A 22,968-nucleotide genomic window follows, 5' to 3' on the forward strand; every position below is an offset into this window, starting at 1 on the left:
TTGTCCATGTGCTTTGCGCGCTGTCCGGTCACCGATTGGGCTTTCCTGGTGTGTCCGCCGCGCGATCGGTCGTGGTGCTCGTGCCTCGAGGGTTGTGCCCTGCCAACCCGTGATATGTCGTTTCCGTATAGGCCGATTTCGACTGCCCTTCGAAACTTTTCGAAACTGGCACTACGCTTCGGCCCGTTTGGCTTGCATCGGCGCCATTGAGGGCGCCGATGCAATTCAGGCCGGTGGCGGCAACCGGCCGTTCTCGATGCGCTGGATGCGATAGCGCATGAGCCGCAGGATACGGCTCTCGAAATTGACGCTTTCGACGCGATCGAACTGCACCTGCGCACGATCGTGCCTGGCGAGGATGGCGGCGGTGATCTCGGCTGCCTTGGCCTTGGCCGCACCGCAATCCTTCTGCGGATAGGTCGCCTTCAGCGCGTCTTCCAGCGCGCGGGCATGGTTCTTGGCGATCTCGACATGGCGTTCTTCGTGGCGCTTGATGTCGGCGGCCAGCGTGTCCCAGAACAGCTTCACGTCAGGGTCCGCCTTGCGCGGGCGGCGCCATTCCGGAAGGATCACCTTGACTTTGACGGTCACGGCCGCGTCGGCGATCCGGCAGGAGCCAGCCTGCTTTGCGTAGCTGATGCGGGTGGTGAAGGCCATCTGGGTGGCGCCGGGGTGGCGCGAGCCCGTGCTTTTGACCTGAGGCCCATGTGTGGAGAGCTGCTTCTCGATATCCTCGAGCGTGCTGCCGCCAATGGAAAAATAGCTGTATGTTTTCACCAGATTGGCTGCGCCCGCCGGGACGGCGGTCACGGCAAGCAGCAGCGCGCAAAGCAGGGATCGTTTCATCATATTGCCTCTTTACCCACCTTGCTTTACGGCCGTTGCCGACGCAACGGAATTGATCCTTTGCGGATCACACATCGTTGATGAGCCCTTGGTTGATGAGCCCCATGGTTGATGAACAATGACGGCGAGGCGATGGCAGCTGGCGCATGGACGCCATCTCGACCTTGGCGGCAAGGCCGTGGTCGTCGGCATCCTGAACGTCACCCCCGACAGCTTTTCCGACGGTGGCCTGTTTGATGCGCCCGAAGCGGCGCTGAGCCAGGCGCGCCGCATGATCGGGGAGGGGGCCCAGATCATCGACGTCGGCGGAGAATCGACCCGGCCGGGCGCCGCCACCCTATCGGCCAGCGAGGAACAGGCGCGTGTCTTGCCCGTGATCGAGGCGCTGGCGAGCGCCAGTGAGGTGTTGGTTTCGGTCGACACCTATCGTGCCGAAACCGCTCGGCTGGCGGTGGCTGCCGGCGCGCATATCGTCAACGATGTCTGGGGCCTGCAGCGCGAGCCCGATATTGCGCGGGTCGCCGCCGAAACCGGCGCCGGGCTCATCATCATGCATACGGGGCGGGACCGCGAGAAGCTGCCCGACGTCATCGCCGACCAGTTTGCGTTCCTGGAAAAATCGTTGGAGATCGCCCGCCGCAACGGCATTGCGGACGATCGCATCGTGCTTGACCCGGGCTTCGGCTTCGCCAAGGAGACGGCTGAGGAAAATCTCGACCTGATGGCGCGGTTTTCCGAGCTCCATGCGCTCGGCTTTCCGCTGATGGCCGGCACCTCGCGAAAACGCTTCATCGGCACCGTCACTGGCCGCGATGCTTCCGACCGGGCCGCCGGGACGGCGGCGACCAGCGTCATTCTCAGGCTCAAGGGCGCGCATCTGTTCCGCGTCCATGATGTCGCAATCAACGTGGACGCGCTGGCCGTGGCGGATGCTATGCTGGCGCGTGAAACCGCCGCATCGGGACGCTGAGCCATGTATGTCATCCGTCTGAAGAACTGCGCCTTCTTTGCCCGGCATGGCGTGCTCGACGAGGAGGAGGCGCTCGGCCAGCGTTTCTATGTCGACGCTGTGCTGTCGGTCGAACCCGGGCGCGCGCTCGTCGACGATGCCATTGAGGAAACCGTCAATTATGGCATTGCCTTCACGGTGATCGAGAAGATCATCACCGGCGAGCGGCGCTTCCTGATCGAGGCCCTGGCCATGGAAGTGGCAAAGGCGCTGACGGAGCGGTTTCCGCAGATCAGGAGGGCCGAAATCACCGTGCGCAAGCCGAACGCGCCGGTGCCGGGTGTGCTCGATTATGTCGAGGTGACCGTTGTCTGGCCCGAGTAACACCGTCTACCTCAGCCTTGGCGGCAATCTGGGCGACCCGGCTGCCTCGATGGCTGCTGCGCTGCGCATTCTCGACGCCGATGCGGACACGCGCGTCGCCGCCGTCTCCTCGCTCTACCGCACGCCGCCCTGGGGCAAGCTTGATCAGCCCGATTTCCTCAACGCCGCGGCCGAATTGTCGACCCGGCTCTCGCCGCGGGCGCTGCTCGACCTCTGCCTCGACGCGGAGCGGAAGCTGAAGCGTGTGCGCGAGGAACGCTGGGGGCCACGCCTGATCGATATCGACATTCTGGTGTTCGGCGACCGCGTCATCCACGAGACCGGGCTGGAAGTGCCGCATCCCCGCATGCTGGAGCGCGCCTTCGTGCTGGCGCCGCTGGCCGAAATCGCGCCGGACCTTGCTGTCGGCGGGCGAAGCGTGTCGGAGCGATTGGCTGCAGTCGACGCATCAGGCATCGAATGCCTGCCGTCCGGCCGGGATTGGTGGCTGACCTGAGCTCTCCGTCAGGTGGTCGCTGGCCGTCATAGCGATCAGCCGGAAAACCCACCGCCGTCGAGAAATGCCTGTTCTTCCGGTGTCGTCTCGCGGCCAAGCATCCTGTTGCGGTGCGGAAAGCGGCCGAAGCGCCGGATGATGTCGCGATGCTCCAGTGCGTATTTCAGGTTGAACTCGGCCCTGGCGGTGTGCAGTTCGACCGAAATGTCCTGGTCGGCAAGGTTTTCCGAATGTTCGAACGGCAAATACAGGAACACGCGGAGTTCCGGTTCCAGCGCCAGATCATGCCCTGATGTGACCGCCTTTTGAGCGAAATGCCTCGCCAGCGGGTCGGTGGCGCACATATGGCCGGTGCCGCGAAAGCAATTGCGCGGAAACTGGTCGAGCAGGATCATCAGCGCCAGCGAGCCTTCGGCGTGCTCCGACCAGGCGTCGCATTCGCGCCGCGCGGCGGCATGGTGCAGGTCGAGAAAGCGGTCGCGAAAAGCGGCATCGAAAGCTCTTCTCGAACCAGGCATCCTCGCCGGCGTCACGCCAGAATTTGGTGACCGACAGGGCCCTGCTGTCCAAGTCCATGCATGAATCCTTAGTTCAATCGGCAGTTTCGGATTTGTGCAGAACGCCGGCCGTCTCTTCATTGAGGGCCTTACCAGGGCGGCGCGGCGTGGAGAGCGGTGTCGGAATCGGCGTACCGATATTGCCCCGCAAGAAGCGCTGGCCGGCGCGTATGCCTTCGGCGAGCTGGGTTTCGAAACGGTCGGTGTCGCGGCGCCTGACGTCCTCGATCGTCTCGGCGACGTCTTCAGGATCGACGCCAAGCGATTCCAGGGCTGAGCCGCCGAAAACCAGCGCCGATTCGAAGGTCTCGCGCAGCTGATAGTCGACGCCGACGCGGATGAGTTGCAGAGCTGTGCCGCGATCGAAGGCGCGCGCCAGCACGGTAAGCAAGGGAAACTCAGCCTTGACGAGCTCGGCGATGCGAACGGCGGCATCGGCCTTGTCGACGCAGATCAGCACGGCGCGTGCCTGGCCCGCGCCCGCGGCGCGCAGGATGTCGAGCCGCGTGCCGTCGCCATAATAGACCTTGAAGCCGAAATCGGCGGCCGCCTGGATCATCTCGACATCGTTGTCGATGATCGACACGTCGATGCCGCGCAGCAGCAGCGGCTGGCTGGCGATCTGGCCGAAGCGGCCGAAGCCGATGACCAGCACGCTGCCGGTGAGGCCGTCGGCGACATCGACCCCGTCGAGCGACTGCTCGTCGCGCGGCGTGACATAGCGCAAGGCGATGATCGCCAATGGCGTCAGCACCATGGAAATGATGACGATTGCCGTCAACGTCGCGTTGGCCTGGCTGTCGATGATGCCGACCGCAGCGGCGGCGGAGTAGAGGACGAAGGCGAATTCACCGCCCTGCGCCATGAAGACAGCGCGTTCCAGCGCTTCGCGATGGCCTGTTTTGAGGATGCGGGCGACGATGTAAATGCCGAGCGCCTTCATCACCATGTAGGCGACGACATAGATGGCGATCAGCTTCCAGTTCGCGACCACCACGTGCAGGTCGAGCGACATGCCGACCGCAAGGAAGAACAGGCCGAGCAGGATGCCGCGGAACGGCTCGATATCGGCTTCCAGCTGATGGCGGAAGGTCGATTCGGACAGAAGAACGCCGGCCAGGAACGCGCCCATCGCCATCGACAGACCGCTGAGCTGCATGGCGAGTGCCGATCCGAGCACGACCAGAAGTGCCGCGGCCGTCATCACCTCACGGGCGCGGGCATCCGCCAGGATGCGGAAGAAGGGGTTGAGCAGATAGCGCCCGGCCAGCACCAGCCCGACGATCGCGGCAAGGCCGATGCTGACCTCGGTCAGCCTTTCCGACACGCTGGTGTCGGCGCCGCCCGGCGCCAGGAACGCGATCAGGGCCAGCAGCGGCACGATGGCCAGATCTTCCAGCAGCAGGATGGAAACGATGCGCTGGCCTTTCGGCGAGGCGATTTCGCCACGTTCCTCGAGCAGCTGCATGACGATCGCCGTCGAAGTCAGCACGAAACCGGCGCCGGCGACGAAGGATTGCGAGACTGGAAAGCCTCCGGCCACACCGACACCGGTCAGCAGAACCGCGCAGACGCCCACCTGCAGCGCGCCGAGCCCGAAAATCTCGCGGCGCAGGCCCCACAGCCGCGACGGCTGCATTTCCAGTCCGATGATGAACAGGAACATGACGACGCCGAGTTCGGCGACATGCAGGATGGCCCCTGATTCGGAAAAGATACGAAGGCCAAACGGGCCGATCACCACGCCGGCGGCGAGATAGCCCAGGATCGAGCCGAGGCCCATGCGTTTGAAGATCGGAACGGCGACGACACCCGCGGCAAGCAGCGCCACCACCTGAATGAGATCGCTGCCCGACGCTTCCGCTGCCATGCCTCTTGTCCCTATGTCCGACAGCACTCCTTGCATGCAGTTGGAGCGGGAGGCAAGGGCGGGGAGCCTGCCAGGACGGGTAGGTGCCTTTGAAGCGTTTCCCCTGGTGGAACAACCGTGTCCGCTTGCCTGCCGGACGATTGGTATCTATATCGGCGGGATGACTATCCATTCGTCCCGGCCGTCTCCGCCGTCCCATATTCCGATGGATGCGCTCAGCGAAGTCCTACAAGACTTTCGCTTGAGCGGCGTCAATTATGGCCGCTGCGAGCTCCGACATCCTTGGAGCATAGAGTTTCCGCAACAATCGCTGCTTCGTTTTCATTTTGTCGGCCAGGGGCCTTGCTGGATCCATACCGAAGCGCAAGGCTGGCAGGAGTTGCGCGATGGCGATCTGGTGCTGCTGCCGCAAGGCATCGCCCATCGGCTGGCCAGCGCTCCGGACGTTGCAAGCGGCTCGCTCGATGATTGCCGGGTAACCAAGTTGGGGAGCAACGTCTGCGAAGTCGTACGGGAAGGCACGGGCGCGACAAGCACCCTTTTCTGCGGCTCAATGGCCTTAGGCGCCTGTGCTTTAAACCCATTGATCACGCTGATGCCGCCTATCATCAAGGGTTGCGACGTGGCCGGCAATGACCCGGTGGTTGGTCCGTTGCTGGCGGCCATGACCGCGGAGGCCGCGCAACCGCAGATGGGCAGCGCCACCATCTTGTCGCGTATGGCGGACTTGCTGACAGCCCGGCTCATTCGCTGCTGGGTCAATTGTACGGGAGCTTCGACCACCGGTTGGCTCGCTGCCATCCGCGACCCCCATATTGGCCGCGCTCTGGCAGCCATGCACAGAGACCCCGGCCATAACTGGACGCTCGAAAGCCTCGCCAGCCTGGCAGGCCAATCGCGCTCGATTTTCGCCGAGCGCTTCAGCGCTGTATTGGGAGAGGGTGCTGCACGCTATCTCGCCCGTTTGCGCATGCAGCTTGCCCGCGAGTTGTTGGGGCAAAACGGCTTGTCGGTGGCCGAGGTTGCTACCCGCTTGGGCTATGATTCCGAGGCATCCTTCGCTCGCGCCTTCAAGCGCATCACCAATGTTTCGCCAGGCGTTGTGCGTCGCACAATTCCTGGACGAATAGACATGGATTTCGGATTTTGAGATACATATCATCCGAAAAGACTCGTTTATGAAGATCTCCAAACTTTGGAGATCTTTCCGTGACTGACACAACATTACAACTTGAAGACGCGGCGATAGACGTTGATGCCGCTGCGCCGGCCGCGTGGAGCGCAACCACCTGGTTCGCGGTCATTTCATTGGCGGCCACCAGCTTTGCCCTGGTCTCAGCCGAATTTCTGCCGGCAGGTCTGCTGACGCCAATGGCGCGCGATCTCGGCATCAGCGAGGGAACGGCCGGACAGGTCGTCACCGCCACCGCTTCTGTCGGCGCCGTGACGGCCATGTTGAGCAATGTTCTGATCGGCCGATTGAACCGCAAGACGGTGCTGGTTGGCCTCATGGCCCTAGCGGTCGCTTCCAATATTCTTGCGGCGCTGGCGCCCAATTTCTGGCTGCTGTTGTTAGGCCGGGCCGGGCTGGGAATCGCTCTCAGCGCTTTCTGGGCGCTTTCGGTCGCCGTCGTCGCGAGGCTGGTTGGCGCCAATGCGACAGGTCGGGGCATGGCTATCGTCACCCTCGGCGTCTCGCTCGCCACCATTGCCGCACCGTCGATGGGTGCGCTGATCAGCGACTGGCTGGGATGGCGCAGCGCCATGGCCATGACAGCGGGGCTGGCCGTGGTTGCCATGTTGCTGCAGTTGCTTAGCCTGCCGTCTTTGCCTGCAACGGCAAGCAATAGTCTTGCAGACGTCCTTCGGCTGACACGGCGGCGTGGCATTCAACTTGGTATGCTTGCCATTCTTTTGCTGATGACGGGGCATTTTGCCGGCTCGGTCTATGTGCGTCCCTTTCTCGAACATGTGACGCTCCTTGCAACCGGGCCAATTGCCCTGGCGTTGCTCGGATTTGGCATCGCCGCAGTGATCGGCAATATTGCCGGTGGCCGCATGGCCGACGCCAATATCCACGTGGCTCTCGTGGTTACCGCCGCATTGATGGCGTTTGCGGCGCTGGCATTGGTGCTTTGGGGCGTGCACATTGGCGTTGCCTTTGGCTTCGCTACGCTGTGGGGCTTCGCCTTCGGCATGGCGCCGGTGGTGCTGCCGACAAATTTGTCTCGCGCAGCGCCGGACGCGCTGGAAGCAGCGGGCAGCCTGATGGTCGCCTCTTTTCAGGTTGCCATCACCATCGGCGCGGTTGTCGGCGGCTATGCTGTGGACACCTATGGCCCTACAGCGCCTTTGACCGCGACTGCTATCCTTGCCGCATCGACAGCCATCCTGGCGCTGCTACAGCCGCGCAACTAAACTTTGCCGCTGACACAGTAGGCCGAATCCGGCCCGGACAATATTGCAGGCACGTTACACAAGTTTACGCCATGCGCGCGTTGCGTGTTGCCACAATCGAGGGCTAAGGACGCTCGGCTTCGGCCATTGGAGGGTGAGCGACGATCAAGTCGCGCCCTTTTGAGGAGATGACTGACATGAAGAAGTTTTTGCTTGTTGCCGTCGGCCTGGCGGTGCTTGCCGGTTCGGCCTGTTCGAAGGCACCTGAATGCACGGCCGAGATCGCGACCAAGAAGGCGCAGGACATGGCTGCCGCGCTGCAGGAAGCGATCACCAAGGATCCGTCCAAGGCGGCTGACCTGACCGCCAAGGTCCAGGCGGTGACAACCAAGTACCAGGGCGCCACGACGCTCGCCGACGCCTGCAAGGCGTATGACGAGGTGACGGCAGCCATCAAGGGCTAAGCGCCTGATTCGACTGGTTCAAGGAGGCGGTAGCGATGGGCTGCCGCCTCTTTGCTTTTGGGATGTGTCAGGGGTACAGCGCGATAGGCGCTCAGTTCGGCGCGATGGAGCCGACCTCGACGGCATCGACGCGCTTCAAGCTCATGCCGATGACCGGCACCAGCTGGTCCTGGACACGCACGGCAACCGTCACGGTCATCGAATTGTCGTCGGGAATACGGGCCTGCATCACGCCGCGCAACTGGTTGCGGTTGATGGTGAAGACCACTTTGCGGGCATCGACAACGTTGCCGCCGATGATATCGAGGCCTGCGCCGTCCGCGCCACCCATGAAGGAACCTTTGTAATCGCGGCCCTTGCGCTCGATCTTGGCCGACATCTGCTGGGTGAACATGCCGACCCGGCAGCCGCCGTCGAGCGTCATGCCCATCTTGCCGTCCGGCGTCGAGCCGGTGAAGCTGCAGTTGAATTTCGTGCCCTTGTACTTGCCGGCGACGATCTCGCCCGGGCCGACCCATTTGCCTTCGGCTGCCTGGAAGAATTGCTTGTCCGGCTCTGTAGCGGAAGCCCCCGAGGCGACACCGACGACTGCTGTGATCGCGACGGCCAGGGGCAAGACGCTGGACAGAATTACGCTTTTCATCGACGACACCCGGCAACAAAGAGGCTGTTTGGAACCGGTCTGACCATGAAGAAGATTGGTTAATGCTTCGTCACTGCGAGGCCTCGAAACCGCAATCCGTTCACCGTCTCGAAGCGTAAAACGCTATTTGCCGGGGCCGGGCGTTTCGGTGTCCTTCTTTGCGGCAAACGATGTCAGTGCCGAGAGGAAATCGCCCAGTCCCGGGCGCTTCGCGGCGCTGAAGGGCAGGGGGCGCGCCGTTTCCATCGCCGCGATGCCGATGCGCGCCGTCATCATGCCGTTGACGACGCCCTCGCCAAGTTTTGCCGAAAGCCGTGCCGCCAGGCCGTGGCCGACGATCTGCTGGACGAAACTGTCGCCGACGGCGATCGAACCGGTGACCGCCAGATGCGCCAGCACGCTGCGCGCCAGGCGGAAGAAACCCAGCGTTCCCGGGCGTCCGCCATAGAGTTCCGAGAGACGGCGGATGAGGCGTCCGGCCTCGAACACGACATAGGCGACATCGACGAGCGCGCGCGGGCTGACCGCCGTCACCAGCGAGACGCGTTTGGCGGCCTCAAGAATCATCACCTTGGCTCTCGCGTCCAGAGGGCCGAGAATCTCCGTTTCAGCCAGGCGCACCAGATTGCCGCCGTCGATGATTTCGCCGCGCAGTTCGGCCAGCGCCCGCCGGCCTGCTGCGGTTTCCGGCTTGGCCGCGACGAAAGCCGAAAGCTCGTCGACCACCGATCGTGCCGCCTTGGGATCGTCGCGGGCGATGGCGTCGAGCGCGCGTTTTTGCAGTTTTTCGACTTCGGCAAGGCGGGCGATCGCCAGGAATTCGCGAATCAGGATCACCAGAAGCGCCAGCAATGCGATAGCGGCCATGCCGGCGGCCAGCCAGCCCAGCCATTCGGCACGGGCGAAGAGGTCGCGGATCAGTTGGTCGGTCCACAAGCCGACGGCCAGCGAAACCAGCACGCCGATGGCGCCGAAGAAGATGCTGCCGAATAGCGAGCGCTTTCTGGGGGCGATCGCCGGCGGCGGTTCGGCGGCAATAATGTCGGGCTCGTCGAAAACGTCGACTTCCGCCGGTATGACCAGCGCGACATCGGTCTTCATTGCGCGGGGTTTGCGCGAGAGCTCAGCCTGGCGCGGCTTTGGCGCCTCTTGAGTTGGCTTGACCTCCGGCTCGATGCGAAAGGCCGCCGGCTTGCGGGGCAGGGTCATGCCAGATGGTCTCCGATCAGGAACTGCAAGGCGCGGTCGAGCCTGATATGCGGCAAAGAAAGCGTGACGCCCTCGGCGGTGCGTTCGAGTTTTGGCGGACGGAACCGGACGAAGCGGATTGCCGGGTCCTCGGAATCCTGCCTGTGGTCGGGGCCGGAGATGTCGAACACTGCATCAATCTTCTCCGGTAAGTCGCCGGGAAATATAGCGGTTTCGGTCTTTCCATCGAATGTCTCGCCGTTGATCCTCTCGCCGGCGATCGGCGTGCCTATGATGACAGGCAAGGTCTCGCGGCCCTGCTTGACCGTGCCTTCGCGGGTTGCCCGCACCGCCGCCATGGCGACCACGTCGACATCGGCGCCGGTGAAATTCGCCCGCGCCACGGCGCGGTCGGCCAGCCGCCGCACGATGGCCTGCAACCGGTCATGGCTTTCGTGGTGCAGGTGATCGGCCTTGGTCGCGGCGACCAGTATGCGATCGATGCGCCGCGAAAACAGGTCGGTCAGGAAGCTGCCCCGGCCGGGGCGGAAACAGCTGAGGATTTCGGTCACGGCGCGCTCGAGGTCGGCCATGGCGCCAGGGCCGGCGTTCAGCGCCTGCATGGCATCGATCAGCACGATCTGGCGGTCCAGGCGGGTGATGTGTTCGCGGAAGAAAGGCTTCACGACATGCGTCTTGTAGGCCTCGTAGCGCCTTTCCATCATGGCGTGCAGCGACCCCGGGCGCGGACGCCTGTCGAGGCCGGCCAGCGGCGCGAAGGTCAGGGCGGGGGAGCCTTCGAGATCACCAGGCATCAGGAAACGGCCGGGCGGTAAGGTCGAAAGCGCGCGTTCGTCGAGCTTGCAGGCCTTGAGGTAGGCGGCGAAGCTTTCGGCGAGGCGGCGTGCCGTCATCTCGTCGGCGTCGGCATTCGGGTCGATTTCCGCCGAGATCGCCCGCCAGGCCCGCGAAAGATCCTCGCGCACCGGCAGAGCGGCCATGTCGATGGCCTCGCGTGAAAAATCGGCAAAGGATTTGCCGAGCAGCGGCAGGTCGAGCAGCCATTCGCCGGGATAATCGACGATGTCGACCGACAGTTTGCCTGAAGAGAACATGCGGCTCCAGCCGGAGGCCGATTCATATTCGATGGTCAGCCGCAGTTCCGAGATGGCTCGCGTCGAATCGGGCCAGGCGCGGTCGTTGACCAAGGCGGCGACGTGGTCCTCGTACTGGAAACGCGGTACGGCGTCGTCAGGCTGCTCTTCGAGGAAGGCGCGCGCGATGCGCCCGGATTTCTGCGCCTCGAACAGCGGCAGGCGCCCGCCATGGATCAGATTGTGGACCAGCGCGGAGATGAACACCGTCTTGCCCGCGCGCGAAAGGCCTGTAACGCCCAACCGCAGTGACGGAGAAAAAAGCCCGGTGGCGCGTCCCGACAGCGTATCGAGGGCAATTCTTGCCTCGTCGGTGAAGGTGGTCAGCGATGATGCCAAAATGTGATCTCTCGGGCTTCGGTCCGTCCGATATAGGCGTTGAAACCCGGCTTTGAAATGGCGCCGGAACCGGTATCAGAGATCGGCCGGTGTCAGAAACGCTTCGAGATAACCCGCTTCCTGGGCGGCTTTCGCCAGATCGTCCAGGAAACGCACGACCGCCAGGCCCGAGGTCGGGAAGCCATGATTGAGCGTGGCACGTGCCGTCTCGTCGCCGTCGCCCGAAACCGCCATGGCAAGATCCTCCGTCATCGGGTTGTGGCCGATGACCAGCAGTGAACCCGGCCCGCCATGCTCGCGGATAAGACGGAGATAACCGGCCGCGTCTTCGCTGTAGAGCGTGTCGAAAAACAGCACCTTGCCGGTGTCGGTCTGGCCGGCCAGGCCTTCGAGCGTTTCCTTGGCGCGCTTGGCGTTGGAGCACAAAGTCAGGTCGGGGACATAGCCACGTGAGCGCATGGCGGCGCCTATCATCTCGGCATCGGCGCGGCCGGATGCGTCGAGCGGGCGATCGAAATCGCGCATACCGGGCAGCGCCCAACCGGCCTTGGCGTGCCGCAACAGATAGAGCCTGCTCACCCAACCTCCAATGATGCCGAAAGCCGAAGCCATACGCGATTAGCCGTAAGAAGCACATGGCGCACAACGGTGCGTGTTCCCCGGGCAATGGATCACGCACGAGGCAGGTTGGCAAAGGGTCGAGGGCACTTTCTCCATCGAATCAGAGGCATCCCGCTCCAACGAGCGCCGGCCGGGCACTTTAACAATTGCGTGAGTCGATGGCCGATTGCGCTTGTGCAGGCGTCTGGCGGCGAATATATAGGCGCCAAATTTGGGGCAGTTTGGGTGAGTCGAATGAACGACATCGTTACCGCCGATTACGTACCCTCCGAAGACGAGCCGTTCATGAACGAACGGCAGAAATCCTACTTCCGCCTAAAGCTCGTCACCTGGAAAAATGACATACTGCGCGAAGCGCGCGAAACTCTCGAAATCCTGCAGCAGGAAAACGCCAACCACCCCGATCTCGCGGATCGCGCCTCTTCGGAAACGGACCGCGCCATCGAGCTCAGGGCTCGCGATCGTCAGCGAAAGCTCATCTCAAAGATCGATTCGGCGCTGCAGCGCATCGATGAAGGCACTTACGGTTATTGCGAGGAAACTGGCGAGCCGATCGCGCTGAAGCGGCTCGACGCCCGCCCGATCGCCACCTTGTCGATCGAAGCGCAGGAACGGCATGAGCGCCGCGAAAAAGTCTATCGCGACGACTGACGCATTGCTTCTGGGCTGTGGTTCAGGGCACTTGCAGTGAAATTGTTCTCAAAATGGCCGGATTTTTCCGGCCATTTTTGTTGGCAAATCCATTGCATCACGCGCAAGCGTATTCAAACCTCGGCTCGATCGCCGGGGCGGACGGCTCAGACGCCAATCATCTCTTCTGGCTGGAAAGTTCGCCCAGAAGCTTGGTCATTTCATCGTCGAGCGACTGCGGCGCCTTGGCTACCGGTTTGCCCACAGGGCCGCCGGCGCGCGGCTGGTCGAGCGAAACCTCCAGGTCCTTCATCAGCGCGTCGTCGATGCTCTCCTGCCTTGGCGGCGGTGGCGCGTGCCTGACGGCATTGGCGTTGGCGGAGCCGTAGGCAGGCAGTGGCGTGACATTGGTCGACTGATAGGTTTGCGCCACCGGTTTCGGTGCGGGCGCTGGTGGTGGCGCTGCCGGGCGCGGGCGGGCAGGCGCCGCCGCCGCGGTCACCGGTTGCGGTGCCGGTCGTGCCGGTGCGGGAGCCGGCTGAGGCGGCCGCGGTTTTGCCGCCGGGGCCGCGGTGGCCGGGACAGGCTGCAGCCCGCCATCTCCAGTCAGCGCCGGACGGCGTGGCGCGGCAAGGCGTATGTCGCGTTCGACGACGACGTCGGTCGGGCCGCCGATGAGAAGCAGATGCTCGATGTCGTCGCGGCGCACCAGCACCAGCCGGCGATGGCTGTCGACGGCGGTGGCGTCCATGACCGCGAGCCGGGTCTTGCGGTTCCGGCCACCCGCGACAAACGTGCCGAATGTCAGGTTGCGCACGAGCCTGATGATCACGAGCACGATGACCAGCAGGATCAGCGCCGCGAAGGTCCACAGGAGTGCCGCCGCATAACCAGGGCCCGCCACGCTATCCAGCCACTGCATTGGTTTCCCCTGATCGGTTTGGAAAGTGACGCGACACTAGACCGTTGCGGCTGGCCACCGCAAGTTGCCTTTCACGCATCGTGAACAGCTTGAAACACTGGGAAGGCCGGCCAGCATCATTTTTATCTGACATTTGCCGCCCGGGCCTTTTCCGGACTAGGAGAATATGATTCAACCGGCTAAAGCGCGTCGCGCTGAGGCCGATTCATGCGACGCGCTTTAGGTCCTTGTTTTCATGCATGTCGTTTTCCCAAAACCGAAGTCACATTTGGGCGACATGCACTAGGGGCGGGTGTCGGAACATCGGACTTCACGAGCAGGGGGCATATGGCCAAGGAAGCGCGCGGCGATTTCTATCCGGTACCGATCGTCGACCAGAACACGCGACCGGGCGCGGTCACCCGGCTCATCATCTTCATTGTCGTTCTGACGGGCGCGGCCATCGTCTTCGGCCTGTTCCGCGAGCGCCTCGGCGATCCCTTCCTGCTTGGCATGCTGGGCGTGCTGGCGATGATCGGCGTCGGCTTCCTGTTCGCCACCGCGATCGGCTTCGTCCAGGTCACGCCGCGCTCGACCGGCGATGAACTGTCGAAGGCTTTCGTCGATTCGATGGCGCAAGGCCTGCTGGTCACCGACACCAAGGGCCGCGTCGTCTACGCCAACCGGGCCTACGCCGACATGACCGGGGCGTCCTCGGCCGCCGACCTCAAGACGGTCGAAGGGCTGCTTTCGGATGTTCCCGAGGCCTCGGTGACCATTTACCGGTTGGCCTCCGGCCTGCGTGACGGCCAGCCGGGCGACGGCGAGTTTCGGCTGGCGCAATCGATCCGGCCCGGCGCCGAACCGGGCGCCCGCTGGTACAGGGCGCGCGCCCGCACCTTCAGCGTTCCGGGCCAGCGGCTGCCGATGCTGGCCTGGCAACTCGCCGACATTTCGCAGGAACGGGCCGAGCAGGAGCGTTTCTTCCTCGATCTGCAGAAGGCCATCGATCACCTCGACCACGCCCCGGCCGGCTTCTTTTCCGCCGACCAGGACGGCCGCGTTACCTACATCAACGCCACGCTCGCGGAATGGCTGGGCATCGATCTCGCCAGTTTCACGCCCGGCGCCGTCACCTTGCCGGATATCGTCGCCGGCGACGGCATGGCGCTGGTGCGCTCGGTCAAGGCCGACCCCGGCACGACGCGCAACGCGGTCATCGATCTCGACCTGACGACAATGTCGGGGCAAGCACTGCCAGTGCGCTTCATGCATCGCGTTTCGGCCAGCCGAGAAGGTATCGGCGGCCCGACGCGCACGATCGTGCTCAACCGCACGCAGGGCGAGGATGCGTCGGCCGATCTGCGCGCCTCGGAAGTGCGCTTCACCCGCTTCTTCAATTCGACGCCGATGGCAATCGCGGGCGTCGATGCCAGCGGGCGCATCCTGCGCACCAACGCGCCCTTCCTGTCGCTATTTGCCTCGGTCGTCGACCGGGACGCCGTGGATCGCCGCGTGCGGCTCGACACGGTGATCCATGAGCGTGAGCGGCCGGCCTTTGCCGCCGCATTCGAGAAAGCCCGGCAGCGGCAGGCCGACATCGAGCCGATCGACACCGTGCTGCCCGGCAACGAAGACCGGCACATCCGTTTCTACGTCAACGCCGTCGCCGACGGCACCGGCGGCGAGGGCGCCGAGGAATCGGCCATCGTCTACGCCGTCGAGACCACCGAGCAGAAGGCGCTCGAAGGGCAGATGGCGCAAAGCCAGAAGATGCAGGCGGTCGGCCAGCTCGCCGGCGGCATCGCCCACGATTTCAACAATGTGCTGACCGCCATCATCATGGCGTCGGACCTGCTTTTGACCAATCATCGGCCGTCGGATCCGTCCTTCCCCGACATCATGAATATCAAGCAGAATGCCAACCGCGCGGCTTCGCTGGTCAGGCAGTTGCTGGCCTTCTCGCGCAAGCAGACGCTGCGGCCGGAAGTGCTGAACCTGACCGACGTGCTCGCCGATCTCAGGATGCTGCTTGCCCGCCTGGTCGGCAACGACATCAAGCTGAAGATCGATCACGGCCGCGACCTGTGGCCGGTCAAGGTCGATATCGGCCAGTTCGAGCAGGTGGTGGTCAATCTGGCGGTCAACGCGCGCGACGCGATGCCTGCCGGCGGCGATCTTACCGTGCGCACCCGTAACGTCACGACCGAGGAGTGCAAGACCTTCCCCTACCGCGAACTCGCCGTGGCCGACTATGTCGTGGTCGAGGTCGAGGACACCGGCAGCGGCATCGCGCCCGACGTGCTGAAGAAGATCTTCGAGCCGTTCTTCACCACCAAGGAGGTCGGCAAGGGCACGGGCCTTGGCCTGTCCATGGTCTACGGCATCATCAAGCAGACCGGCGGCTTCATTTTCTGCGATTCCGAAGTCGGCAAGGGATCGACCTTCCGCATCTTCCTGCCGCGTCACATCGCGGACGCGAAGAAGGCGGCCGAACCCGGGGACGCGCCGAGCGCCGCGCCGGTCAAGCCGGTCGACAGCACCAAGGATCTGTCGGGGTCGGCCACGGTGCTGCTGGTCGAGGACGAGGATGCCGTGCGCATGGGAGGCATGCGGGCGCTGACCTCGCGTGGCTATACCGTGCATGAGGCGTCCTCCGGCGTCGAGGCGCTGGAAGTCTTCGAAGCCCTGGGCGGCAAGGTCGACATCGTCGTTTCCGACGTGGTGATGCCGGAGATGGACGGGCCGACCTTGCTTGGCGAGTTGCGCAAGCGCCAGCCGGATATCAAGTTCGTCTTTGTGTCCGGCTATGCCGAGGACGCCTTCGCCAGGAACCTGCCGGCCGACGCGCATTTCGGCTTCCTGCCGAAGCCGTTTTCGCTCAAGCAATTGGCGACGATCGTCAAGGATATGCTGGAGTCCTAATTTAGCTTTCTTCAATGGCCAGCCTTGTGCAACGCCCTGACAACGCCATGATTGCGGGCGAGAGGGCAGGCGGGCTTGGGGGAGCAGCGGTTGACGCCACATATCGAGGCAGGCAAGGGCGATTACGCCGATACGGTGCTGCTGCCGGGTGACCCGCAGCGCGCCGAATGGATGGCGCGGACATTTCTGGAAGCGCCACGCTGCGTCAATCGCCGGCGGGGTGCTCTCGGTTATACCGGCCTTTATCGCGGCCAGCCCATCAGCATTCAGTCGACGGGCATCGGTGTTTCATCGTTTCTGATCTATGTTCATGAATTGCTTGACTATTATGGCGCCCGAACATTGATCCGCACCGGGACCTGCGGCGGCCTCCGCGCCGAGGCCAAGCTGCGCAGCCTGGTGATCTCCCAAGCGGCACGGCCGGAAAACACCGAGAGCGGTCAGGTCTTTGGCCTTTACCAAGCCGATGCCGGCCCGGATCCGGGCCTGCTCGCTTGTGCATTGGCCAAGGCAGCCGAACTCGGCATCGACCATCACGCCGGGCTGACAGCCTGCACCGACATATTCTACCATCCTGAAGCGCGCACCCGCTACGCCGAAGCAAGAGCGCTCGGAGCGCTGGCCGTGGACATGGAAACCAGCGCGCTCTACCGCATCGCGGCGCATTTCGGCGCGAGGGCCTTATCGCTGCTGACCGTCGTCGACAATCTGGTTACCGGCGAACAGGCCGATTATGCGGAACGCCAGGCGCTTTTCACCGATATGAGCCGGCTGGCGCTCGAGGTTGCCATAGAGGGGCGCTAGGCGGCTTCTTGCTTCAGAGCCATCCGTTCGTCCATGCTGGGTCGGTGGCCGCGCAGATAGAGCGCACAGGTGGTGCGCAGCATGGAGGCGAAATTGGGAATCTGGCCATTGATCTCGATGGCTTCGTCGTAAAGTTTCGAGATGAATTTGGGCGTCGTCAGGTTCTGGCTTTCGGCGATTTCGTCAAGCAAGGCCCAGAACGTCGCCTCGAGCTGGATGCTGGTCGAATGTCCATCGATGCGAATCGACCGGTTGATCTGGCGATAGCCTTCCGGATCCTGTGCGGCAAACACTCTGCACATCGTAACCTCCCGTTTTTGTTGGTCTTGGGCGTCGACGGGGCCATCGGCGCCTTTTGATCACTGCCTGCGATTTCATTTTCGACCGGACCGTCGACTACGGCAATCGGACTTTCGTCCTTAACGTATGTACCCGTTTCCCGATCTTATGCGTGGTAATCGGCTGCCACCACCTTATCTCCACCGGCGCGCATAATCACCTTCGAAAGCACGAACGCTGCGGAGTTTGATTTGGCGAAGGCGATCCACACCATGATCCGGGTTCTCGACGAGGCCCGGTCCATCGATTTCTACAGCAAGGCGTTCAGCCTGGAGATCGCCCAACGGCTGGATTTCGAGACTTTTACGCTGATTTATCTCAGCAATGCCGATACGCCTTTTGAAGTCGAATTGACCGTCAACAAGGGCCGGCAGGAGCCTTATGCGCTTGGTGACGGCTATGGCCACCTCGCGGTCTCGGTCGCCGATCTCGACAGCGAACACGACCGGCTCGGCGCGCTCGGTCTCAATCCGAAAAAGATCGTCGAGTTCAACCGCGACGGTTCGCTCATCGCCCGCTTTTTCTTCATCGAGGATCCCGACGGCTACAAGATCGAGGTCCTGCAGCGTGGGGGACGTTTTCAATAGGGGAAACCGGCCGCGCGTACCGGCGCGGCGCCAGCAACGGCACCCCTCAAGGGGTGCGAACAGCAAGCAGGGAGGAAACTATGGTCACGATCTATGAGAGGAAGCCCGGCCTGTCACGGCGCGAGCTGCTCAAACGCGGCGGCGTCGGTGCGCTGCTTGTCATTTCCGGCAGCGCCATCATCAGCCCGGAGCATGCCTGGGGGCTGGAGACCTCGGCGCTGAAGCCCGAGACGATGGCGACGTTGATCCAGCTGGCGCGCGATATCTATCCGCATGACCAGGTGCCGGACAAATATTACGCCATCGCCGTCAAGGGCCATGACGAGATGGCCGCCAAGGATCCTGCCCATAAGGAGCTGATCGAGAAGGGCATTGCCGAACTCGACAAGAAGGCCGGCAAGGGTGGTTATCGCGGGCTCGGCTGGGAAGAACAGCGCGTGGCGCTGCTCACCGAGATCGAGAAGACGCCTTTCTTCCAGGCGGTGCGCGGCGGTCTTGTCGTCAGTCTCTACAACCAGAAAGAGGTGTGGCCGATCTTCGGTTACGAGGGCGAGTCCTACTCCAAGGGCGGCTACATCGCGCGTGGTTTCAACGACATCGAGTGGCTCTGAGCCGCTCTGTCCGCAACCACTTTTGACCGATCTCATGGGAGGAAACCATGGCAGCACAATTTGATCTGAAGAACGACGGTGTGGTCGTCATCATCGGCTCCGGCGCCGGCGGCGGCACGCTCGGCAACGAACTGGCACAGAAGGGCATCGATGTCGTCATCCTCGAGGCGGGCGCCCGCCACGAATATGAGGACTTCATCAATGACGAGTGGGATTCATTCACCCAACTCGCCTGGAAGGACAAGCGCACCACATCCGGCGACTGGCGTGTGGCCAAGGATTTCCCGAATCTGCCGGCCTGGATCGTCAAGTCGGTTGGCGGCTCGACCACGCACTGGGCCGGTGCCTCGCTGCGCTTCCAGGAGCACGAGTTCAAAACGGCAACGACCTATGGCAAGGTGAAGGGCGCAAACCTTCTCGACTGGCCAGTCACGCTGACCGAAATGGAGCCCTATTACGCCAAGGCGGAAGCCAAGATGGGCGTGACCGGCACCAACAACTGGCCGAGACTGCCGGGCAACAACAATTTCAAGGTTCTCAAGGCCGGCGCCGACAAGCTCGGCTACAAGGAATGCCATACCGGCAACATGGCGATCAACTCGGTCGAGCGCGACGACCGCAACTCCTGCCAGCAGACCGGCTTCTGCTTCCAGGGCTGCAAATGGGGCGCCAAATGGTCGACGCTCTACACCGAGATCCCCAAGGGCGAGGCGACAGGCCATCTCGAAGTCCGGCCGAACGCCATGGTGATCAAGATCAACCACGACGCTTCTGGCAAGGTGACTGGCGTCGTCTACGCCGACAAGGACGGCAAGCTGCAGGAGCAGAAGGCCCGCATCGTCGCCGTGGCCGGCAACTCGATCGAGAGTCCACGCCTGCTGCTCAATTCGCAATCGGCCAAATTCCCGCATGGCCTCGCCAATTCGTCAGGGCAGGTGGGCAAGAACTACATGCGCCACACCACCGGCTCGGTCTATGCCATCTTCGACAAGCCGGTGCACATGTATCGCGGCACCACCATGGCCGGCATTATCCGCGACGAGGCGCGGCATGATCCGTCACGCGGCTTTGTCGGCGGCTACGAGTTCGAGACGCTGTCGCTCGGCCTGCCGTTCATGGCCGCTTTCCTCAATCCAGGCGGCTGGGGACGTTCCTTCACCACGGCGCTCGACCATTACGACCATATGGCCGGCCTGTGGATCGTTGGCGAGGACATGCCGCGCGAGGAGAACCGCATCACGTTGCATGCCGACGAGAAGGACGAGCACGGCATGCCGATCGCCGACGTGCATTTCGACGACCACCCGAACGACACGGCGATGCGCAACCATGCCTACAAGCAGGCCACAGCACTTTACGACGCGGTCGGCGCCACGCGCACCTTCCCGACGCCACCCTATCCCTCGACCCACAATCTCGGCACCAACCGAATGAGCGAGAAGGCGGAGGACGGCGTCGTCAACAAGCATGGCCAGACGCACGACATCAAGAACCTGTTCGTGTCGGACGGCAGCCAGTTCACGACGGGTGCCGCCGAAAACCCGACCTTGACGATCGTCTCGCTGGCGATCCGCCAGGCCGATTATATCGCCGCCCAGATGTCGGCCAAGACCATCTGACCTCCCCGACTGCCTGCTGGCGCGGAACCTAACCGGGTTCCGCGCCTTTTTTTCATTTGCTGGACGTTATGCCCCGACCGGCTGGCCGTCCTTGCGGCGGATCGCGACCACCGATGGCCGCGGCGGCTGGCCATCCTTGAAATCGGGCCACAGCGACTGGGCCTTATCGAGCGTTTCGGCATCCTCGGAGGGATGCTGGACCGAAAGGAACAGCGTCGTGCCATCCGGGGTGAAGCAGGGGCCGGTCGCTTCCGCGCCATGCGGGCAGGTGAACAGCAGCTTTGGCAAGCCGCGCGCCGCGCCTTCCGTGTCGACGCCATAGACGCCGTCCGGCAGGGCGAAATCATTGGCGCCGTCGGTCGCCACCCAGAGCCGTCCGGCCGGGTCGAAGGTGATGTTGTCGGGGCAGACGAACCAGCCATTGTCCGACGTGTCGGGATGGAAGGTGGCGCCGACCTTGGCGTCCTTGGGATTGCCGCAGAGCACGAACAGGTCCCAGGCATATTTGTCGGCGGTGTGGTCGGCCTCGGGCCCGCGACCGCCAGGCGGGATCAGTTCGACAATGTGACCCCAGAGGTTTTCGGGCCGCGTGTTGGCCGGATTGACCTTGGATTCGTCGCGCTTCTTGTTCTTGGTCATGACGGCGTAGACGCGGCCGGTGACCGGATTGGTCTCGATATCCTCCGGCCGGTCCATCGGGGTCGCGCCGAGCGCGTCGGCGGCAAGGCGGGTCTTCAACAGCACCTCGGCCTGGTCGGCAAAACCGTTCTCGGCGGTGAGCTTGCCCTGGCCGTGGACCAGCGGCAGCCAGGTCATCGAGCCATCGGCGTCGTAACGGGCAACCGAGAGCACGTCATCGTCCAGAAGACCGTTGCTGGAAGCCGGGTTCGCCTTGTCGTAAGCCTTGTTGGAGACGTAGCGGTACATGTATTCGAAATAGTCGTCGTCGCCCATGTAGACGACGATGCGGCCGTCCTTGTTGAGGACAACCGTCGACGCCTCATGCGACATACGGCCAAGGGCCGTGCGCTTCACAGGCTTTGACTGGGGATCGTAAGGGTCGATCTCGACCACCCAGTCGAAGCGGTTCGGCTCGTTCGGCTCCTTGTCGATGTTGAAGCGGTCATGGAAACGGCCACGGCCATAGATGTCGGAGCCATCAAAGCCGTAGCGGCCGAGAATGTCCGCGGTCGACGCCTTTTTCGGGTCGCCGCCGAACAGGTCGGAAACGCCTTCTTCGCAGGTCAGCACCGTGCCCCAGGGGGTAAAACCGCCGCTGCAATTGTAGCTGGTGCCGAGCACCTTCGTGCCGGTCGCGTCAGCGGATGTCTTGAGCAGCGCATGGCCGGCCACCGGTCCGGAAACGGTCATTTCGGTGTTGGCCGTGATGCGGCGGTTGAGCGGGCTGTCCTCGACGGTTTGCCACTTGCCGTCCTTGAACATGATTTCGACGATCGAATGGCCCATCGCCGCCAGGCCGAGATCGACCTGTTCCTTGTTCATCGTCTTGCCGGCGTCGTCCTCGGTCATGCCCGGGAACATCACATTGGGCGAGATGTATTCGTTGTTGACGCAAAGCAGGCCATGGTCGGAGTTCACCGAACCCTTGGGCAGCGGCAGGAAGGCGATGTAATCGCAGTTGTAGCCGAAGCGCTTCTCCTGCTCGGCGGCCGCGATCGTGTTGCCGTCGAAATCCGCCAGGCCGGCGACAAGCGGATCGCCCCAGCGAGCAACGATCGTTGTCTCATAGCCCTCGGCGGCGGCGTGGGTCTTGTCGTAGACGCGCTTCAGTTCGGGAAAACCGAGGGTGGAAAGTGCCGCAGCCGCATGTGTTTCGCCGGCAAACAACGAGCCGACAAAGCTGCCGCCGGCGATCAACGCACCGGAAGCAAAGCTGCCTTTCAGGAGGGCCCGGCGCGAGACGCGCTCGGCGATGATTTCGCGAATGACAGGGGAGGATGAAGACGGGGAGCTGGCCATGTGTCTGCCTCTCGATGTGGATGGGTGACGGCGCACCGCTGCCTATCCAGTTTCGGCAACATCCAGATGACATGGGAGGCAAGTTCGCAGGCGTTCAGGTGGCTATAGCCAGGATTCGCCTATTGGCTGCTGCCCCGGGTGCAGGTCGAGGCGGTGAAGGCGCCGTCGGGCTGCTTCATGATGATGTCGAAGGAGGGCGGGTTCTGGCCATCCAGCGTCGCCTGGGTCATCGACAGCGAGTTGCCGCCCGCGGTGTAGCCGCCGAGCGGTCCCAGCCACGAGATCTCGCCATTTGCATTCATCTGATAGTTGTAAGCCTGCGGGGCGGTTCCGAAGGTTACAGGCCCTGTATAGACGTTCCCCTTGATCGTGATGTCTCCGAGGTTGAGGAACATGCCGAGCAGGTAGACTTCGCAGTGATAGGTGCCGTCGGGCATCTTGCCGTCGCTGAAGTCGGCCCGGGCGGCGCCGGTCGCCGCCGCGAGAAGCACTATGCCGACAAAAATGCGTGAAATCAGGGATGCCATGACGTCGCTCGGTTGAGCAGCGAGCTTGCCCTATTTTTGCGCTGTGCCGCAACATTTGTCGTCCGCGGCATGGGCTCGTAGTTCAAAATCTAGGCATCTGGTGAAATTGGGCGAAAATTAGGCAGATACCTTGTGCG

At 63.1% G+C, this 22,968-nt stretch carries 22 protein-coding genes and 1 pseudogene; 12 read left to right on the forward strand and 11 right to left on the reverse strand.

Features of this window, described 5'->3' with window-relative positions; all coding sequences use genetic code 11:
- Positions 1 to 225 precede the first annotated feature (225 nt).
- Positions 226 to 849, reverse strand: a complete 624-nt coding sequence (locus CKW40_RS11805; RefSeq protein ID WP_095200064.1) for a DUF922 domain-containing Zn-dependent protease — start codon at positions 847 to 849, stop codon at positions 226 to 228.
- Positions 850 to 964: 115 nt separating this feature from the next.
- Between CKW40_RS11805 and folP the strand changes: the two genes are divergently transcribed.
- Genes folP through folK form a run of 3 tightly spaced genes read left to right on the forward strand, consistent with a single transcriptional unit; the run spans position 965 to position 2,675 of the window.
- Positions 965 to 1,816 (forward strand): dihydropteroate synthase, encoded by an 852-nt coding sequence (gene folP / locus CKW40_RS11810; protein ID WP_095200065.1) that lies wholly within the window; start codon positions 965 to 967, stop codon positions 1,814 to 1,816.
- 3 nt (positions 1,817 to 1,819) lie between these two features.
- Positions 1,820 to 2,179 (forward strand): dihydroneopterin aldolase, encoded by a 360-nt coding sequence (folB, locus tag CKW40_RS11815; RefSeq protein WP_010909658.1) that lies wholly within the window; start codon positions 1,820 to 1,822, stop codon positions 2,177 to 2,179.
- On the forward strand, positions 2,163 to 2,675 hold the full coding sequence (gene folK, locus CKW40_RS11820; RefSeq protein WP_095200066.1) for a 2-amino-4-hydroxy-6-hydroxymethyldihydropteridine diphosphokinase: 513 nt from the start codon (positions 2,163 to 2,165) through the stop codon (positions 2,673 to 2,675). Before folB ends, folK begins: the two co-directional genes overlap by 17 nt.
- Before the next feature lie 35 nt (positions 2,676 to 2,710).
- Here the strand turns inward: folK and CKW40_RS11825 are convergent.
- Positions 2,711 to 3,251 (reverse strand): annotated as a pseudogene (locus CKW40_RS11825) (DUF924 family protein).
- A 15-nt stretch (positions 3,252 to 3,266) separates the two neighbouring features.
- Positions 3,267 to 5,102 carry a monovalent cation:proton antiporter-2 (CPA2) family protein gene (locus CKW40_RS11830; RefSeq protein ID WP_095200067.1) on the reverse strand — a complete coding sequence of 612 codons (1,836 nt, stop codon included), beginning with the start codon at positions 5,100 to 5,102 and terminating at the stop codon, positions 3,267 to 3,269.
- A 160-nt stretch (positions 5,103 to 5,262) separates the two neighbouring features.
- On the opposite strand from CKW40_RS11830, the gene CKW40_RS11835 reads away from it, so the two are divergent.
- The 3 genes from CKW40_RS11835 (at position 5,263) to CKW40_RS11845 (ending at position 7,963) form a co-directional block, all read left to right on the forward strand.
- On the forward strand, positions 5,263 to 6,252 hold the full coding sequence (locus tag CKW40_RS11835) for an AraC family transcriptional regulator (RefSeq protein WP_179297943.1): 990 nt from the start codon (positions 5,263 to 5,265) through the stop codon (positions 6,250 to 6,252).
- A 59-nt stretch (positions 6,253 to 6,311) separates the two neighbouring features.
- Positions 6,312 to 7,520: an MFS transporter gene (locus CKW40_RS11840; RefSeq protein ID WP_095200068.1), complete on the forward strand. Its 1,209-nt coding sequence runs from the start codon at positions 6,312 to 6,314 to the stop codon at positions 7,518 to 7,520.
- Positions 7,521 to 7,696: 176 nt separating this feature from the next.
- On the forward strand, positions 7,697 to 7,963 hold the full coding sequence (locus CKW40_RS11845) for a hypothetical protein (protein WP_095200069.1): 267 nt from the start codon (positions 7,697 to 7,699) through the stop codon (positions 7,961 to 7,963).
- 91 nt (positions 7,964 to 8,054) lie between these two features.
- Here the strand turns inward: CKW40_RS11845 and CKW40_RS11850 are convergent, their stop codons facing one another.
- The 4 genes from CKW40_RS11850 to CKW40_RS11865 form a co-directional block, all read right to left on the reverse strand.
- The gene (locus CKW40_RS11850) at positions 8,055 to 8,606 is read right to left on the reverse strand and encodes a hypothetical protein (protein WP_095200070.1); all 552 of its coding nucleotides are present in this window, start codon (positions 8,604 to 8,606) and stop codon (positions 8,055 to 8,057) included.
- 123 nt (positions 8,607 to 8,729) lie between these two features.
- Positions 8,730 to 9,815, reverse strand: a complete 1,086-nt coding sequence (locus CKW40_RS11855; protein WP_095200071.1) for a YcjF family protein — start codon at positions 9,813 to 9,815, stop codon at positions 8,730 to 8,732.
- Positions 9,812 to 11,287 (reverse strand): YcjX family GTP-binding protein, encoded by a 1,476-nt coding sequence (locus CKW40_RS11860; protein WP_095200072.1) that lies wholly within the window; start codon positions 11,285 to 11,287, stop codon positions 9,812 to 9,814. Before CKW40_RS11860 ends, CKW40_RS11855 begins: the two co-directional genes overlap by 4 nt.
- Positions 11,288 to 11,362: 75 nt before the next feature.
- Positions 11,363 to 11,866, reverse strand: coding sequence for a SixA phosphatase family protein (locus CKW40_RS11865; protein ID WP_095200306.1), 504 nt, complete (start codon positions 11,864 to 11,866; stop codon positions 11,363 to 11,365).
- Positions 11,867 to 12,142: 276 nt separating this feature from the next.
- Between CKW40_RS11865 and dksA the strand changes: the two genes are divergently transcribed.
- Positions 12,143 to 12,559, forward strand: a complete 417-nt coding sequence (gene dksA, locus CKW40_RS11870) for an RNA polymerase-binding protein DksA (RefSeq protein ID WP_006202025.1) — start codon at positions 12,143 to 12,145, stop codon at positions 12,557 to 12,559.
- Positions 12,560 to 12,716: 157 nt separating this feature from the next.
- Here the strand turns inward: dksA and CKW40_RS11875 are convergent, their stop codons facing one another.
- Positions 12,717 to 13,460 (reverse strand): flagellar biosynthetic protein FliO, encoded by a 744-nt coding sequence (locus tag CKW40_RS11875; RefSeq protein WP_095200073.1) that lies wholly within the window; start codon positions 13,458 to 13,460, stop codon positions 12,717 to 12,719.
- Positions 13,461 to 13,787: 327 nt separating this feature from the next.
- Here CKW40_RS11875 and cckA point away from each other — a divergent pair, with 327 nt between their 5' ends.
- Together cckA and CKW40_RS11885 are read left to right on the forward strand one after the other, a co-directional pair.
- Positions 13,788 to 16,364, forward strand: coding sequence for a cell cycle histidine kinase CckA (gene cckA / locus CKW40_RS11880; RefSeq protein WP_095200074.1), 2,577 nt, complete (start codon positions 13,788 to 13,790; stop codon positions 16,362 to 16,364).
- Between the two features lie 90 nt (positions 16,365 to 16,454).
- On the forward strand, positions 16,455 to 17,168 hold the full coding sequence (locus tag CKW40_RS11885; protein ID WP_095200307.1) for a purine-nucleoside phosphorylase: 714 nt from the start codon (positions 16,455 to 16,457) through the stop codon (positions 17,166 to 17,168).
- Here the strand turns inward: CKW40_RS11885 and CKW40_RS11890 are convergent.
- On the reverse strand, positions 17,165 to 17,470 hold the full coding sequence (locus CKW40_RS11890; protein WP_095200075.1) for a ribbon-helix-helix domain-containing protein: 306 nt from the start codon (positions 17,468 to 17,470) through the stop codon (positions 17,165 to 17,167). The two genes, CKW40_RS11885 and CKW40_RS11890, sit on opposite strands and share 4 nt — an antisense overlap.
- 228 nt (positions 17,471 to 17,698) lie before the next feature.
- Between CKW40_RS11890 and CKW40_RS11895 the strand changes: the two genes are divergently transcribed.
- The 3 genes from CKW40_RS11895 to CKW40_RS11905 all read left to right on the forward strand — a co-directional run bounded on the left by CKW40_RS11895 (position 17,699) and on the right by CKW40_RS11905 (position 20,324).
- Positions 17,699 to 18,094 (forward strand): VOC family protein, encoded by a 396-nt coding sequence (locus CKW40_RS11895; RefSeq protein WP_095200076.1) that lies wholly within the window; start codon positions 17,699 to 17,701, stop codon positions 18,092 to 18,094.
- Between the two features lie 80 nt (positions 18,095 to 18,174).
- On the forward strand, positions 18,175 to 18,705 hold the full coding sequence (locus CKW40_RS11900; RefSeq protein ID WP_095200077.1) for a Twin-arginine translocation pathway signal: 531 nt from the start codon (positions 18,175 to 18,177) through the stop codon (positions 18,703 to 18,705).
- Between the two features lie 47 nt (positions 18,706 to 18,752).
- On the forward strand, positions 18,753 to 20,324 hold the full coding sequence (locus CKW40_RS11905) for a GMC family oxidoreductase (protein WP_095200078.1): 1,572 nt from the start codon (positions 18,753 to 18,755) through the stop codon (positions 20,322 to 20,324).
- A 66-nt stretch (positions 20,325 to 20,390) separates the two neighbouring features.
- Here CKW40_RS11905 and CKW40_RS11910 read toward each other — a convergent pair whose 3' ends face one another.
- The gene (locus CKW40_RS11910) at positions 20,391 to 22,304 is read right to left on the reverse strand and encodes a PhoX family protein (protein WP_095200079.1); all 1,914 of its coding nucleotides are present in this window, start codon (positions 22,302 to 22,304) and stop codon (positions 20,391 to 20,393) included.
- 119 nt (positions 22,305 to 22,423) lie between these two features.
- The gene (locus tag CKW40_RS11915) at positions 22,424 to 22,831 is read right to left on the reverse strand and encodes a hypothetical protein (protein WP_095200080.1); all 408 of its coding nucleotides are present in this window, start codon (positions 22,829 to 22,831) and stop codon (positions 22,424 to 22,426) included.
- Positions 22,832 to 22,968: the final 137 nt, after the last annotated feature.

This window comes from Mesorhizobium carmichaelinearum, assembly GCF_900199455.1.
GTDB lineage: Bacteria > Pseudomonadota > Alphaproteobacteria > Rhizobiales > Rhizobiaceae > Mesorhizobium > Mesorhizobium carmichaelinearum.